This is a genomic window from Paenibacillus chibensis (assembly GCF_004001045.1).
Taxonomy (GTDB): domain Bacteria; phylum Bacillota; class Bacilli; order Paenibacillales; family Paenibacillaceae; genus Paenibacillus_AQ; species Paenibacillus_AQ chibensis.
Genome location: NZ_BIMK01000007.1, coordinates 238811 through 254489 on the forward strand (window position 1 = coordinate 238811; position 15679 = coordinate 254489).

Annotated in this window: 15 protein-coding genes; 3 read left to right on the top strand and 12 right to left on the bottom strand. The window is 50.2% G+C overall.

Annotated elements, in window-relative coordinates; translation table 11 throughout:
* Nucleotides 1-92: 92 nt before the first annotated feature.
* From PCH05_RS07690 to spoVAC, 6 genes are all read right to left on the bottom strand, one after another.
* Nucleotides 93-2327, bottom strand: a complete 2235-nt coding sequence (locus PCH05_RS07690) for a DUF4129 domain-containing transglutaminase family protein (protein ID WP_127601780.1) — start codon at nucleotides 2325-2327, stop codon at nucleotides 93-95.
* Nucleotides 2324-3562 (bottom strand): DUF58 domain-containing protein, encoded by a 1239-nt coding sequence (locus tag PCH05_RS07695; RefSeq protein WP_127601937.1) that lies wholly within the window; start codon nucleotides 3560-3562, stop codon nucleotides 2324-2326. The genes PCH05_RS07690 and PCH05_RS07695 overlap by 4 nt, the downstream gene beginning before the upstream one ends.
* Before the next feature lie 7 nt (nucleotides 3563-3569).
* Entirely contained in the window at nucleotides 3570-4526 is a 957-nt protein-coding gene (locus PCH05_RS07700; RefSeq protein ID WP_127601781.1) for an AAA family ATPase, read from the bottom strand.
* A 246-nt stretch (nucleotides 4527-4772) separates the two neighbouring features.
* Complete coding sequence (gene spoVAE / locus PCH05_RS07705; protein ID WP_127601782.1) at nucleotides 4773-5123, bottom strand: stage V sporulation protein AE; 351 nt, start codon at nucleotides 5121-5123, stop codon at nucleotides 4773-4775.
* 2 nt (nucleotides 5124-5125) lie between these two features.
* On the bottom strand, nucleotides 5126-6139 hold the full coding sequence (gene spoVAD / locus PCH05_RS07710; protein WP_127601783.1) for a stage V sporulation protein AD: 1014 nt from the start codon (nucleotides 6137-6139) through the stop codon (nucleotides 5126-5128).
* Complete coding sequence (gene spoVAC / locus PCH05_RS07715; RefSeq protein ID WP_371860528.1) at nucleotides 6136-6600, bottom strand: stage V sporulation protein AC; 465 nt, start codon at nucleotides 6598-6600, stop codon at nucleotides 6136-6138. Before spoVAC ends, spoVAD begins: the two co-directional genes overlap by 4 nt.
* A 477-nt stretch (nucleotides 6601-7077) precedes the next feature.
* Here spoVAC and PCH05_RS07720 point away from each other — a divergent pair, with 477 nt between their 5' ends.
* The gene (locus tag PCH05_RS07720) at nucleotides 7078-8151 is read left to right on the top strand and encodes a M42 family metallopeptidase (protein WP_127601785.1); all 1074 of its coding nucleotides are present in this window, start codon (nucleotides 7078-7080) and stop codon (nucleotides 8149-8151) included.
* 230 nt (nucleotides 8152-8381) lie between these two features.
* Nucleotides 8382-8741, top strand: coding sequence for a LytTR family transcriptional regulator DNA-binding domain-containing protein (locus PCH05_RS07725; protein WP_127601786.1), 360 nt, complete (start codon nucleotides 8382-8384; stop codon nucleotides 8739-8741).
* 71 nt (nucleotides 8742-8812) lie between these two features.
* Here PCH05_RS07725 and PCH05_RS07730 read toward each other — a convergent pair whose 3' ends face one another.
* The 6 genes from PCH05_RS07730 to PCH05_RS07755 form a co-directional block, all read right to left on the bottom strand.
* On the bottom strand, nucleotides 8813-9634 hold the full coding sequence (locus PCH05_RS07730) for an SDR family NAD(P)-dependent oxidoreductase (RefSeq protein WP_127601787.1): 822 nt from the start codon (nucleotides 9632-9634) through the stop codon (nucleotides 8813-8815).
* A 132-nt stretch (nucleotides 9635-9766) separates the two neighbouring features.
* Entirely contained in the window at nucleotides 9767-10738 is a 972-nt protein-coding gene (locus PCH05_RS07735; protein ID WP_127601788.1) for an ABC transporter permease, read from the bottom strand.
* 80 nt (nucleotides 10739-10818) lie between these two features.
* Entirely contained in the window at nucleotides 10819-11784 is a 966-nt protein-coding gene (locus PCH05_RS07740; RefSeq protein ID WP_127601789.1) for an ABC transporter permease, read from the bottom strand.
* A gap of 520 nt (nucleotides 11785-12304) precedes the next feature.
* Nucleotides 12305-12847 carry an RNA polymerase sporulation sigma factor SigK gene (gene sigK / locus PCH05_RS07745; RefSeq protein ID WP_127601790.1) on the bottom strand — a complete coding sequence of 181 codons (543 nt, stop codon included), beginning with the start codon at nucleotides 12845-12847 and terminating at the stop codon, nucleotides 12305-12307.
* Between the two features lie 7 nt (nucleotides 12848-12854).
* Complete coding sequence (locus PCH05_RS07750; protein ID WP_090717006.1) at nucleotides 12855-13583, bottom strand: ThuA domain-containing protein; 729 nt, start codon at nucleotides 13581-13583, stop codon at nucleotides 12855-12857.
* Between the two features lie 15 nt (nucleotides 13584-13598).
* Entirely contained in the window at nucleotides 13599-14648 is a 1050-nt protein-coding gene (locus PCH05_RS07755; RefSeq protein ID WP_246049401.1) for a Gfo/Idh/MocA family protein, read from the bottom strand.
* Between the two features lie 129 nt (nucleotides 14649-14777).
* Here PCH05_RS07755 and PCH05_RS07760 point away from each other — a divergent pair, with 129 nt between their 5' ends.
* On the top strand, nucleotides 14778-15677 hold the full coding sequence (locus PCH05_RS07760; protein WP_127601792.1) for an AraC family transcriptional regulator: 900 nt from the start codon (nucleotides 14778-14780) through the stop codon (nucleotides 15675-15677).
* Nucleotides 15678-15679 lie beyond the last annotated feature (2 nt).

Below are 15679 nucleotides of genomic sequence, written 5' to 3' on the forward strand. Positions count from 1 at the left end.
TTGTCACCTCAGTTTCATAGGACAAACTATACCATAATCTACGTGGTTAGTAAAAAGAAAACGCCCGTGAGGGCGTTAAGCGTAATTCACGGTTATGCTGCGAAATCCTCCGCCTTTTTCAAAGCAGCTTTTAGCTCCCGGCTGTGCGCATAAACGCTTCGCCATTCGGCTTCCGATATGGTGGAAGGACTGTATCTGGCTTTCTCGAACAGCATCAGAAGCGGTGCCAGGGACGGTGACAATGCAGGCATCTCTTTCTCCCACCGTCTCACGGATTCCCGGAGCGTTTCATTCGAGCTGCGTTGTATCCCCTTCCGCTTCATCCGGCTCACCCAGCGCTCGGTCATGACAATAACCTTTTGGTCTGGGGACAGCCTCTGCCCTTTCCGAATGCCGACCAGCAAAAATCTTACGCGAATCCGCAGCAGCCAAAGCGTATACGCTGCGAAAAAGACGACGATCACCGCCGTAATCCAGACTACGGCCGTGCCATTCAGTCCGGTACGATCTGCGTTCGCCTTCGTCGCGGCCGTTTCGGTCTGCTTCTGCGGGTTGTCTTCCTCTTCCGGCAGCGGAGCCGTCACCGGCTTGCTGTCTTCCTGATGGGTCAGGAGAGGCATGTTGAATCCCGGCGTGGCTTCAACGGGTATCCAGCCATATGGCCCGAAATAAACCTCCGCCCAAGAATGGGCGTCCGCATTGGTGACCGTATACGTCCCGTTATCCGTTGCTTGCCGTCCAAGCCTTTGCATCACATCATCCATGTCTGTCTGCTGCTGTCCGGGAGCGTAGCCTTTGACCCATCGCGCCGGAATGCCCAGCGAACGGGCCATCATGACCATCGAGGTGGAGAAGTAATCGCAATAACCCTCCTTGATTTCAAACAGGAAGCTGTCGACGAAGTCCTTGCTCACTTTTTTGGACAGATCAGGCTGGTTCGTATATTTAAAGTTGTTTGTTAAATAGTTTTGCAGCAATCCCACTTTTTCATACGGGGTATCCGCCGCAGATGTCACCTGCTCGGCAAGCTTGCGCGTTCTCTCGGGGAAGCCCTTAGGAATCTGAAGATAGGCGTCATCCTGCTTCCCGCTTGCGTACAAGTCTTTGAACGATTTCCCCCGGATCTCGTCTTCGGGAATAACGGGCAATTCCGAAACGACGGTATACGTTTTAGGATATTGAGGTTTTTTGGCGTCGGTATCCCAGTGAAGGGCGGCCTGGCCGCTTTCCCAATAAGCCTTGCCCGCTTCCGGGTTGTCCATCTGTTTGATTTCGGACACCTGATAAGCGCCGAAGAGGACCGGATAGACATTGTCGCTCAGCATCGTTACGGTTTGCTCCAGCCTTTCCGTTTCGGAAGGGGTTCCGTTGCCGCTGCTGCGGAGCGGTGAGCCGATATTCACGTCATCCAGCTCGCTGCCTCCCCGCTGCTCCGACCAGCCGCTGCCCGAATAGATGAGCCTCGTCTCGCCGCGCCAGTAGCTGCGCTTGTCAGACTTTACCGACATCACCGGGGTATAATCAAAATTAAAGCCGCCACCCAGGTTGTTGTCGTTGCGGCTGTATCCCGAGGTGCTGGTCCCTTGGGTGGAAACGACCTCGCCACTCACATCGTCAACAGCGGTTTCGCTGCCCGTTGAGCTGCCTACCCAAGCGGTGTATGGGTCTTGCAGCGTCGGGGGTACGGTCGGCATGCTGACGCCAGCAATAAACATGACCGAGAACAGAACGGCGGCATGGATGAAAATTTTAAACGGAACCTTGCGTAAATGCCTCCAGCCGCCGGGAAATCTCGCCTGAAAGCGGCGAAAATGCTCGCTTACCAGCCAGCACATCGCGGCAAACACGGTCCAGGCCACCTGCGGCCAAAGATTGCTTGCCGTAAATGAGTCCAGAATACAGAACGCGATGACGTTAATTCCCGAGAACACCAGGATTCGCCGCTTAGTATTCACCAGAATGGCGCTCAGCAGCAGTAAAATCCAGGCTCCCCCAGCGATCCAGATATATGGCGACATATTCGCGGTAAACTGCTCAATCCGGTTTGCCATCGTGCCCGAGGGCATGTACACCCAGTAGGCAACCAATTCGCGATGAATGATATACATGATAGCTATTGCTTCAAGTACAAGCTTATAAGCCCTTTTGACCGGAAGCAGCACCTCCGCGAAGATAACGACAGCCATGCTGATCTTCACGATCGCTTCCGTTTCGTCGTACCATGTGTAATTCATGAAGGAGATCCACTGTGCTCCCATGATCCATATCCATAAAAGAGACAGGGAGTAAAACAGCGAATTTTTCAATCCTAATGACCAAGCTTTCATGCTCTACCTCCCCCCAGCGCCGCGGGAAGCTCGCTCAGATCCGTAACCGCGCAGCCAAAGGTTCCCTTGGCTTGAAGCATGGACACCCAGCCTTGTTTGCTGTTCTTGTCCGATTCCGAAGCGGAAACCTGAATATAGGCGGGCGTAAAGCCACGGGTATCGGCCCAGCGGAGCAGTTCCAGCACTTGGTTGCCGCTCTGCGGACTGATCAGCACGAACATCGATCCGAAGGGAATTAGGCGGCCGCTCTTTTCCAGCTTTTGCAGCAGGTTGCCGTACCCGTCCGCTTTGAGATCCACCAGATGGTGCATCATCCGCTGGCGGTCACTGTAGGTTTCGCTGGGCGCAAACATCTTGAACTGGTCAGCGGTCGTGGCCAGCCCCATGCAGAGCCGTTCACGCGAAGCGTAATTGATGAGCGAGGCGGCCGTAGATACAGCCAGCTCAAACTGGTTGTCCGTCTGGTAGTTTGCCGAAATCGCATCCAGCACGACCATAATTTTGGGTACGGAATCGTATTCGAACTCCTTGGATTTCCACGAGCCCGTTCTGGCTGTCGCATTCCAGTGAATGCGTGAAATGCGGTCCCCATAGACATAATCGCGCACGCCGTTAATCTGCGTGGTCTCCCGCCGGGAGGAAGCAGCTCTCTGCGGGCCTGCGAGCCGGGAATTTTTGTTCAGCATCTTCCACCCAGGGATGAATACGGTACGTGGAAGCACGCGGAATTGGCCTGGAATATGAATGCTCCCCTTATGCTCGATGAGTCCGAAAATATCCTCCGTAATGCATTCCGTCTCCGTAAAAAAATAACTTCCCCTCGCCAAAGGCGGCGTTTGGAACATCAGCTGCCCGCTGCCGCGGAAATCCGGAATCACGCTTTCTTCAAATGACCACGTTTCACCGTTATGCCGCTTCATGACTTCACGGATGATGACGTAAGGCATCGGCAAGAACCCCGGCACCCCGAAGTTCAAGCTTACCTTGACCTGGTCACCCGCATGCAGCGCTTCCCCCTGCTCCGTGGAGAGGCTCCGGTGTCCATGGACACGCCGGATGCCGCCCAGGCCTCCGGCGATTAAATAAACGACAAGGACGCTGATCATCGCCAAGAGCATAAGCGATGTTTTCCCGCCCTGAAAGAGCACGAACAGCAGGCTGGCAGCCCACACGGCAAGCACGATCCAGAAGCGAAGATTCCGCGCGATGGATCTGATTGTCTTCGGCAGCGCCATCATGTGTTCATCGCTCCAGGGCTACAGGCACATGCACCTGCTGCAAAATATTTTTAACGACCGATTCCGCGCTCACCTGATCCAGGCGGGATTCCGGACGCAAAATAATGCGGTGGGAAAGCACATAGGGTGCGAGAACCTTAACATCATCGGGGAGGACAAAATCGCGCTGCTGGATAAATGCGTATGCCTTGCTGGCCATCATTAATGAAAGGGAAGCACGCGGACTGGCACCGAGAAGTACCGACGGATGCTGCCGGGTCATGCGGACGATTTTGAGCAAATAATCCGTCACGGCATCCCCCATAAACACTTGTCTGATTTCCTTCTGCATCTCCGCGATCTGGTCCATATGCGTTACAGGAGTTAATTTGTTGACGGGTTGACCCTCCGAGTGCTGCTGCAGCAGGCTTCTCTCCGTATCTGCATCCGGGTAGCCCAAGCTGATTTTCATCATGAAACGGTCGAGCTGAGCCTCAGGCAGCATGTAAGTGCCTTCAAAATCAATCGGGTTTTGCGTGGCGCAAAGCATGAACGGCTTCGGAAGCTCATACGTCTCTCCATCGACCGTTACATTCCGCTCCTCCATCACTTCGAGAAGAGCCGATTGCGTTTTCGTAGTCGCACGATTGATCTCATCGGCAAGCAAAATGTTGGTCATGACCGGACCCGGACGGAAAAAGAACCGCTCTTCACGGGGATGGAATACGGAGACGCCTGTAATGTCGCTCGGCAAAATATCGGGATTGCACTGCACGCGCCGGTAGTCACCGCTCATGGACTTGGCCAGAGCCTTGATCATCTGCGTCTTGCCTGTACCCGGAACGTCTTCAATCAGAATATGCCCTTCTGCCAGGAGAGCAGTAAGCAAAAGCTGGATTTCAAAAGCTTTGCCTAAGATGCAGGATTCTAGGTTGGATCGTACGGCTGCAATGGTTTGCAAGGATTCACTGCTTACGGGCATATATTCATGCCTCCTTATATCATGCTATTGGATAAAATAACTGCGGAATTACTTGCGGATCGGAATCTGTTAAATCTTGAGATAAGAAGCATATATCTTACATTGTACATGATCTGTTCACAAAAAGTATATTGTGCAGGGTTCCTAAATTACTCGTATACCCCAACATACCCTATGACAAACGCAGCAAAACACCCTGCTCCATTGAGAAGCAGGGTGCTGATTTTTGCATCTCCAAATGCCTTGTTAACCGCGCGGGCGGACAAGCAAAGCGGCCAAAAACGAGAAGATGATCGCGGCCGATATCCCGGCGCTTGTGACTTCAAAGATGCCGGTCACAATCCCGATCCAGCCGTCTCGCTGCAGCTCGGATAGGGCGCCATGCACGAGAGAGCTGCCAAAGCTCGTAATGGGTACCGATGCCCCAGCTCCCGCAAATTTGACCAGAGGGTCATAAAGCCCAAATCCGTCCGCGACTGCCCCCACAACCACGAGCGTACTCATCGTATGGGCGGGAGTCAGCTTGAACAAATCCATCATTAATTGTCCGATGACGCAAATTAATCCGCCGATAACAAATGCCCACAAAAACTGCATATCTAATCCTCCATTTCCAGTGCTACCGCATGTGCAATACACGGGATGCTTTCACCCTGCTGATAGGACAGGGGAGAAAGCAGAGCCCCGGTTGCCACAATGAGCACTTTTCTAATTTCCTTGTTGTTCAGCCGCTTGAGCAGATGGCCGTATGTAACGACGGCCGAACAGCCGCAGCCGCTCCCCCCTGATTTCACGTAGGCCTGTTTTTGCATATCGTAAACCAGCAGGCCGCAATCATTGAACTCCGTCTCATGCATCGGAACCTCCGCTTTCTGCAGCAGCTCCTTGGCGATCGGTAAGCCTACCGAAGCGAGATCTCCTGTGACGATCAGATCATAATGTTCCGGCGTGAGGCCGGTATCGCGAAAATGCGCCTCGATCGTATCCGCAGCAGCCGGCGCCATCGCGGCACCCATGTTGAAAGGATCCTTGATCCCGAGATCCATCACCCTGCCTATCGTCGCCCTCGCCACAACCGGGCCTGTTCCCCCTGTGCCAACAATGCCGCAGCCGGAGCCTGTTACCGTGTACTGCGCGGTTGGCGGTTTTTGCGAGCCGTATTCCGTCGGATAGCGAAACTGCTTCTCCGCGGTGCAGTTATGGCTGGCCGTCCCGGCAAGCACGCGCTCTGCAGCGCCGGTATCTACAAGCAGCGCCGCGAGTGCCAGGCTTTCCATGGACGTAGAGCAAGCACCGAAAACGCCCAAATAAGGCGCCCCTAGCTTCTTGGCGGCAAACGTGCTGCTGATAATTTGATTAAGCAGATCGCCGCCTATGATGAACTGGATCTGGTCTTTAGTCAGCTCCGCCTTGACAATGGCCAGCTGGGAGGCTTGCTCCAGCAGCTTGCGCTCCGCCTTTTCCCAGGTCTTTTCGTTGATCTCGAGGTTGTCGTAGATGTAATCATAATCACCGGATAGCGGACCCTGCCCTTCCTCGGGGCCAACGACCGTGGCACCCGCCAGAAGTCTGGGCTTGGACGTGAATTCCCAGGTCTGGCCGGTCAGCTTCATGGATGATGCACTCCCTGCAGCCCCAAAATGGCATACACAAGCCCGACAAAGAAAGCTGCAACCGTGCCGAAAACAATCACTGAACCGGCAAGCTTGAACATATTCGCACCGACGCCCAGGACATAGCCTTCCGATTTATGCTCCAGTGCCGCAGAACACATCGAGTTCGCAAAGCCCGTTACGGGCACCGCTGTCCCGGCTCCGGCGATTTGCGCGATTTTATCGTAAACGCCTATAGAGGTCAGGATGACGGAAATGATAATCAATACCGCCACCGTCGGACTTGCCGCTTCCTTGACCGACATGTCGAACCAGGCCATAAAGCCTTGTTGTATAGCCTGTCCCAAAAGACAAATGCCCCCGCCGATCAAAAAGGCGAACGCGCAGTTTTTCAGCGTGCTCCGTTTGGGCTCGTGCTTTTGCGCGATGCTTTTGTAATCCTGGTTGCTTAAGGTATCCAGACTGAATTTTGCTCCTTTATTTTTTGTGCTCGCAGGCAATATCAGCACCTCCTCTTCGTCATTCCTTTTCATTATTTGTCATACGAAGGATAGTTATGTATTCAGAAGGCGCTCTGTAATCGACGCAGCAAACAGCCGCCAGTATCAGCCGTGGCGGCTGTCTTGGAATGGACGGGCTGCGAAAGACGAGCAGCGGCCATCCATTCAGAAAAGGCACATCAAAACAATGACAAGCAAAATCAACAGCACGCACACCAAGATGATTTCTCGATTGAGAGGCATGAACTCCATGGTGATGCTCCCTTCTGCACCTGATCAGGGCGTTCATCTATACCTATCGTATTCGGAAAATATAGGTTGGTGCTTCACTCGGCCAACATGGACATTCCGCTTTGGGGGGTTCATACTATAGGTTGTTGTGATTTACATGTATTACATACGAAGTGTGAATGAAAAAGCAAAGGAGAAATAGAAGACATGGATCAAAAAACGATGGACCTATTCCGCAGGCTGACCGAATTCCCTGCAGCTTCCGGCTTTGAAAAAGAGCTTCGCGCTTATGTGAAAGAAATGATCACTCCATATACGGACGAATTCGTCCAAGACCGTCTGGGCAGCCTTTTCGGCGTGCTCCGTGGCGATGAGCAGGGACCGAAAGTGATGGTTGCGGGACATTTTGACGAAGTGGGCTTCATGGTCACGGGCATATCCGAAACCGGCATGATTCGTTTTCAACCCCTTGGCGGCTGGTGGAGTCAGGCCGTGCTGGCACAGCGCCTGAAAATCATGACACCAAACGGACCGGTCATCGGCGTGGTCGGCTCCATTCCGACCCATCTTCTCGATGAATCGCAGCGCAATAAGCCGGTGGATATCAAAGCCATGTACATAGACGTAGGCGCGGATAACCGCGAGGACGCCGAATCTTTCGGCATTCGTCCGGGTCAGCAAATCGTGCCGATTTGCGATTTCACGCCACTGGCGAATCCGAAGAAAATCATGGCAAAGGCATGGGACAACCGCTATGGGGTCGGTCTTGCCGTCGAGCTGCTGGAAGCCGTTCACAAAGAAAAGCTGCCGAATACGCTTTACTGCGGAGCGACCGTGCAGGAAGAGCTTGGTCTTCGCGGCGCCCGTACCGCAGCCCATATGATCCAGCCCGATATCTTCTTCGCACTGGATTGCAGCGCAGCCAATGACATGACAGGGGACAAAAGCTCCTTCGGTCATATCGGTCAAGGCGTACTGCTCCGCATTTTCGATCCTTCGATGCTGACGCATCGCGGTCTCGTTGAATACGTGCAGGATACAGCCGAAACCCATAAGATCAAATACCAATATTTCGTTTCCCAAGGCGGCACGGACGCAGGCCAGGTTCATTTAAGCGGAATCGGCGTACCGTCGACCGTCATCGGAATCTGCTCCCGGTATATCCATACCTCGTCTTCGATCATCCATACCGATGATTATGATGCAGCCAAGGAGCTTTTGATCAAGCTTGTAAAAGGCCTGGACCGGACCACACTGAACACGATTTTGGAAAACGCCTAAGCATAGATGAAAAATAAGCCTGCGCTCTCCTTCGATAAAGGGGAAGCCGCAGGCTTTTTTATGCTTATCATACGTATCCGCATTTCATCAAAAATACATCGTCTCGGGCTTTTTTGTCCAAGCCTACAAAAAAATTAATAAATTTCACAAAAATAGTTTATATCCTGCTGCGAAATGTGATAAAATGAAAGCGCTAACAGCAATCATCTTCTAAAGGGGGCTTTTGAAAGATGAACCAAACCGATAAGGTGATGAACGAGTATCAAAATTTCGATCCGGTCACCGATGCTTTTTTCTTCAAGACGGGAAGTCAAGAGCAGGTTATTTTTCACGGCAGGAATTACATTATAAAAAAGAGATTATCCGCCGCGGAACAAGCTACGATGAAATCCCTTCCCAATTTTGTGCGAGCAGCTTCCAATCTGTATGTTAATGTGAACAAAATTACAAATATCGATGGAAATACTCTTCATTTTCGCGATGAATTCGCCTATCCCCGCACGATCACGGTGTCCAAGCGAACCCTGGAACAGATTAAGCGCCTCCTCCCCCGCACACCCGGTTTTTTCTCTCCGGAGCAATTGATCTGAAGCTTGGGACCTGTTAAAAAGCGGCAGCTGCCCGGTAATTCGGACTTCTGCCGCTTTTTTATGGCCCTTGATCAGTTCACCCTGAATGGCCGAACCTTCCGGTATCCCCACGAGGTTTCGCCATCCTCCGGCATTCCCGGCAGGATCAACCCTCCGTCGATTCGAATCGTAATGCCTGTAATATAGGAAGCGTGTTCGGATACAAGCCACAGCGCAGCTTGTCCGATATCCTCCGGCATGCCGATCCTTCCCAGGGGAATCGTACTGCCTACATGGTCGTGAAACGGTTCCCGTTCCTTTACGAGAATCCCGCCGGGAGCAATGCAGTTTACCCTGATACCATAAGGGGATAAATCCAGTGCCACGGATTCCGTCGCTCTTTTCAGCGCGGCTTTGAGGCCGCCGTACACCGCATCTCCCGGATACGCCCGTTCTGCATGCGTGGAAACGATATTGATAATGTTCCCTCCGCGTCCCGCTTCGATCATATGCTTGGAAGCCTCGCGCATCAGCAGCATCGGGGCACGGAAATTCAGCTGCATCGTAAAATCCAAATGCTCCAGCGGCAGCTCCGTAATCGAAGCATACATGCCGATTCCCGCATTATTGATGAGCACATCGATATGCCCCATCGTACGAATCGCCTCAGCTACCGTTCTCTCCGCTTCCGCGGCATCTCTTAAATCTCCTTCGCGGACGATGCATATTCTTCCGGATGCCCGGGCGATTTCCTCGGCGGTACGCTCCGCCATCTCGTCATCCTGATAATGCGTAATCATGATTCCATAACTTTCCTTGGCCAGCGCCAAGGCGATGCCGCGCCCGATGCCGCGGCTGCCTCCCGTCACGAGGGCTGTCTTCTGATGGACGGCTTCTTGCGTTTCTTCTGACATATCCTGCCTCCTTTTTATGCTTGATATATCCGAATGCAGGTTTTCACCTCTTTCATTACAGACAAACGTTAGCGTTTTCAAAGGATGCTATATACTGATAGAACCTTATTTAGAATAAAATGTCAATCAGCATTATTTCACCGATACTTTTCGCCCATAGACCCGCACCCGCGGATCTACGATGGTATACACAATGTCCGTAAGCCAATTGATCAGAACGATAAACGTGGAGACGATCAAAATAATGGCTACAAGCACAGCATAATCCCTTTGTAAAGCAGAACCTACCATCAACCGCCCCAACCCGTTCCAATTAAACACATTTTCAACGATAGCCGATCCGGCGACGAGGGACGGGATATCCAGTGCCATCAGCGTGATGATCGGGATCAGTGCGTTTTTGAGGGCATGCCGGTAAACGACTCTCCTCTCGGAGGCTCCTTTGGCCCTGGCGGTCATCAGATAGTCCGAGTCCAGCACCTCAAGCATGCCGTCTTTGATAAACTTCAAATAGTAAGCAAGCATCCCTAGCGCCACCGTCGTCGCAGGCAGGATTAAATGCAGAATCAGATCGCCGATTTGACCTTCCTTGGAAGGCGTATGCATACTGCTCGGGGGCAGCCAGAACAACCGCATCGCGAATAATTGCTGCAGCCAATAACCGAGCACGAATGCCGGAACGCTAAAACCGATGAATCCGAGAAAAAAAGCCACTCTGTCTGAAATTCCGTACGGTTTTCTACTGTTATGTATTCCCCATGGAATGGCTATCATTAAAGTGATGATCCAAGCTGTGCCTAATAGAATAATGCTGTTCTTTGCAAACTTCCAAATAAACAGATTGATGGCGGTCATGTTGTTGTACCCATATCCGAGATCTCCGTGCAAAAGCCCCTTCAGCCATTTGAAATACTGCATGTAGATCGGCAGATCCATGCCATAAGCATGCTTCAGTTCTTCCACCCTTTTATATTCCTCTTCGCTCATCCCCAAGGTCGCCCATGGATTGCCCGGCATCAGATGCATGAGAATAAAAGCAACCGAAGCAACGATAAACAGCACGAATGCGGATTGAAGTGTTCGTCCCAAAATGAATTTCCACATCGCCCATTCCCCCTCCAATAAATCCGATTATGTAACAAATACAAAAAACGCCTGCTTCAATAATATGAGATGGATGCCTTTTATCGGACCTCTGCCTTGCCTTTTAAACGAACGCGAGGATCTACCAGTGAATACAGTAAATCGGCAATCCAGTTCGACACAATAACAAACCCCGCTACAATCATGATGACCGCAAGCAATACCGGCAAGTTGCGTGACCTGGCGGAATCCACCATGAGATAACCTAACCCTCTCCAGTTAAACACGAACTCAACGATTGCTGAACCGCTTACAATCGCCGGTAAATCCAAACCAACCAGTGTAATCAAAGGGATCATCGCGTTTTTAAGCGCATGCTTGTATATGACTCTCCGCTCCGAAGCCCCTTTTGCCCTGGCGGTCATCAGATAGTCGGCATGCAGTACTTCCATCATGCCGTTCCGGACAAACTTCAAATAATACGCAAGCATGCCCATGGAGACGGTAATCACGGGCAGGATCATATGCTTGGCCAAATCCCACAAGTCCCCTTCCTTGGACATTTCATGCATGCTGCTGGGAGGCAGCCAGGAAAGTTCCAGGGCGATGAAGTACTGAAGCCACCTTCCAATAATGAACGCCGGCAGACAAAAACATAACACTCCCAAGACCGCTGCAACCCGATCCGAGATGCCATACGGTTTTCGGCTGTTGTAGATTCCCCACGGCAATGCAATCATCAACGTGAACAGCCAAGCTGTTCCGAATAAAATGAGGCTGTTCTCGACATATTGCCAGATATAGCTGTCGATCGGCCGATAATTATAATCTATTCCTAAATATCCACCTGAAAGTCCTTTGAGCCACTGGAAATATTGCAGGTATACCGGCATATCCAGCCCAAGAAGATGCTTCTGTTCTTGAATCCATACGTACTGCTGCGGTGAGAGCCCAACCGTCGACCACATATCTCCCGGCATGAGATGTGAAAGACAAAAACAGATAAACGTGACAATAAGCATGACGACCACCGATTGAAGGGTTCGGCGCAATAAGAATACCCACATGGTTTGATCCCCTTTTTTTAAATTGATGCAGGGGCATGTCCGATTGTTTTTATGTATAGACTACCATACTGCTTTTAAACAAACTATTTATTTTCTGTTTCGACCAACCGGACATGCGGAACCTGCTAGAAATGATCATGCTCAGCTTGCATTGAAGGCTTAATAAATGGTTTTAAAGGGAAATTATATCAATAATTAGTCATTTTATCATCTGAATTTTTGGGTTTCTAATCTTTATTTTCCATATGATGGGGCCGTGATCGCTCGCAAGCACCTTCTAAACAAAAACACTGCAATCTCTCTTGTATTCCAATTATTTGTATAACATCGGACTATCGGACCAAATCATTGCGGAGACGATTCAGAACAGTTTAAACTTGCTAAAAAGCCTGGATTAAAAACAAAAAATCTGCCCCAGACGATGCAAAAGGCAGATTTTTTACATGTACATAAACGGCGCTTTCGCTTACCCATGAATTTTTCCTGTGGTATATGTTGCCCGAAAATAGAAAAGATTCGCTCAACCCTTCGACTTATAAAACTCATGGTACAGCTTCATCAGCGCCCGCTTCTCGATGCGTGACACGTAGCTGCGGGAGATTCCCAGCTCCTTGGCGATTTCCCGCTGCGTTCGCTCCTCACCCCCGAATTCCAGGCCGAAGCGGCCCTTAATGACTTCCTGCTCCCGTTCATCCAATATGTCCAGATTGCGGTATATTTTGCTTTTCTCGATTTTGAGCTGCACCATATCCGCTACATCATCAGCCTCGCTGCCGAGGATATCAATTAACGTGATTTCATTGCCTTCTTTGTCAGTACCGATCGGATCATGCAGGGAGACGTCCTTGCGCGTTTTCTTCAAGGAACGCAAATGCATGAGGATTTCATTTTCGATACATCGGGCCGCGAACGTGGCAAGCTTCGTCCCCTTGTTCGGCCGGTAGCTCTCAATTGCCTTAATCAGTCCAATGGTGCCGATGGAGATCAGGTCCTCCATGTCTTCGCCTGTGTTATCGAATTTTTTGAGGTTGTGGATACGATGCGATGTCAAGAAAATAATCATTTTTGTTTTAAGGAATCAGCTCAAGCGGGGCTACGCGCCCGTATGAGACTTTGGCAAGGCTGCTTTTGGCTGCCCACCGGACGCTGTTACTGATAACTTGAAGAACCTCTGGCTGATGGTAGACCGGAAAAGTCTCATGCCCGGGTCTAAAGTAAAAAATGTTGCCCTGTCCGCGCTTGTAGCAGCAGCCGCTGCGGAACACTTCTCCGCCTTCGAACCAGGAAATAAAGATAAGCTCATCCGGTGCGGGAATCTCAAAACGCTCGCCATACATTTCTTCCTTTGGAATCTCAATATACTCTCCAAGTCCCTTGGCGATTGGATGGCCCGGTTCAATTACCCAGATCCGCTCCTTCTCGCCGTCATCACGCCACTTTAAGGCGCCTGTATTGGTACCCATTAAAGCATGGAATATTTTCGAATTATGTCCAGAGTGAAGAACGATTAATCCCATCCCGTTTAATACCTTTTTCCGCACCCTTTGCACAATTTCATCACTTACTTCCTCATGCGCCAAATGCCCCCACCATAGAAGTACGTCCGTTTGCTCCAGCACTTCACTGGTCAATCCATGCTCCGGTTCATCCAGAACTGCAGTACGCACCTCCATATCTTCTTGTGTGTTCAGATAGTTGGCCAGCACCGTATGAATACCTTCCGGGTATACAGCTTTAACCTCTTCATTATGTCTTTCGTGACGATACTCGTTCCAGACTGTAACTTTGATTGTAGACATGATATTTCCCCCTTGTTATATGAAAATCCACCGTTGTTCTTTTATTGAGACTAGGATTGAATCGATCGTATGCTGGTTTACATAGCCGTCTTCCATTGTGGCGTCGTATCCGTCACCTTGTCCACTTACCAGATTAATAAAGGCTGTCATTTGATCCACCTGAAATACTGCAGGAATCTCTATTTTCCTGAATATCTCATCACCATCTTCAGCTAATTTAACGTATAGAGCATCCTCTTCCTCCAGGTTATACAGCACTGCTCCCCGTTCCCCGAAGATTTCTAACTGCTGAAAGTTTCCGCGGCCGAATGCAAATCTGGAGATGGACATTGTGGACGAGACACCTCCCTCAACCCTGGCAAGCACATGACAGAAATCATCAACATCCACTTCACCCTTACCTTCACCGTCAAGCAAAGGCCGCTCCTTGGTAATCGTTCCGGCATCTGCCATTACCCGTTCTACATTGCCTACAAGAAAACGCTGAAGATCGAGCAAATGCGAACCCAGATCTCCAAGTGCGCCCGAGCCGGACAGCTCCTTGCGGAACCTCCAGACCAGCGGAATCTGCTTATTCAGCCCCCAGCCTTGCAAATACTGGCCGTAAACATGTTTAATTTCGCCTAGCTTCCCTTGATCGATCAGCCATTTTGCATATCTTACCGCTGGCTTGTACCGGTAACTGAAACAGATCATATGCGGTAAGTCCGTCTCAGTCAGCAGGTCACGCAGTGTGGCAGCTTCCCGTGCATCCAGCGTCACCGGCTTCTCCAGAGCAAACGGCTTTTGCTGCTTGATGGCCTCACAGGCAATTTCATAATGGTTGTAGTTGGGCGTACCGATACTCACAGCCTCAAGCTCCGGGTCTGCCAGCATTTCTGTATAATTCAAGTACCTTCTTGATTCCGGGATCTTATATTGCTCCCCCCGGCTTGCCAGCACTTCCTCATCACAATCACAAATCGACCACAAGACCGCTTCATCATTCGCCAGAAGACCGGAAATATGCATGTCTGATATACCACCAAGACCAATTACCCCAACTTTCCGTTTTGCCAATTGCACCACCCTGCCTCTTCTCATATCGTTTGTAACACAATTAAAGTATACTTTGTGCTAGAATAAACGAACATGGCGGAAAGATACCCTTTTTGTATAAAAACTACTTTTGACTGGCCTTAAGGGGGCGTAAATATGTTTGCTGTCAATACCGAAATGCTGCCGAGAATCAAACTGATGGGATTCGTTTCCTACAAGCAGCCCTGGATTCATTTTAAAAGAACTACAAACGAGTATGTCCTCTATTTCATCAAAAGCGGAGAGCTCCATCTTACGGAGAAAGGAACTCACTATATTCTGAAAAAAGGAGATATCCTTTTACTGGAGCCCAATATAGAGCATGAGGGAACAAAAAAACATGTCTGTGATTACTACTTTATTCATTTTGAGCATCCGGATATAAGCTTCGCTCAGGCGGAGGATTTACTAACGATGGCCAGGCGCTTCATTCTGGAAGAGGAAACGAAGCAAACCGAAGGAGGCGATTTCATTTGCCGATTTCCCAAGCATTATAATTTGTCTAAAAACGTTCTGTCTCTCTCCTTACAAGCGATGAATGAAATGCTAATGTTATATAGAAGAAAATATTTCAACCGCGGACTAACTGCCCTGAAATTTACCGAATGGCTTATCGAGGTGTCACACGAGCATTTCATTACCGCACTTCAAGATTATGAGGACAGCAATACCAAGCCCTTGATTAAAGTTCATGCCCTTCTGGACTATATTCACGAGCATTATACAGACAAAATTACCGGGCAGGGGATCGCGCTGGAATTTGACTGTAATTACGACTATCTGAACCGCGTCTTCACCAGGCTGACAGGTCAGAGCATCATGCGCTATGTCAACCGCGTAAGGATTAATCATGCGAAAGAGCTTATTGAAGCGACGCATCTGCCGTTTGGTGAAATCGGCTATTTAACCGGTTTGGATGACCCTTTCCATTTCAGCAAAGTGTTTAAAAAGGTTGTCGGAGTTACACCATCCCAGTATTACAAAGAGATACGGGGACAGGTAAAAGAACCCCATTAAAG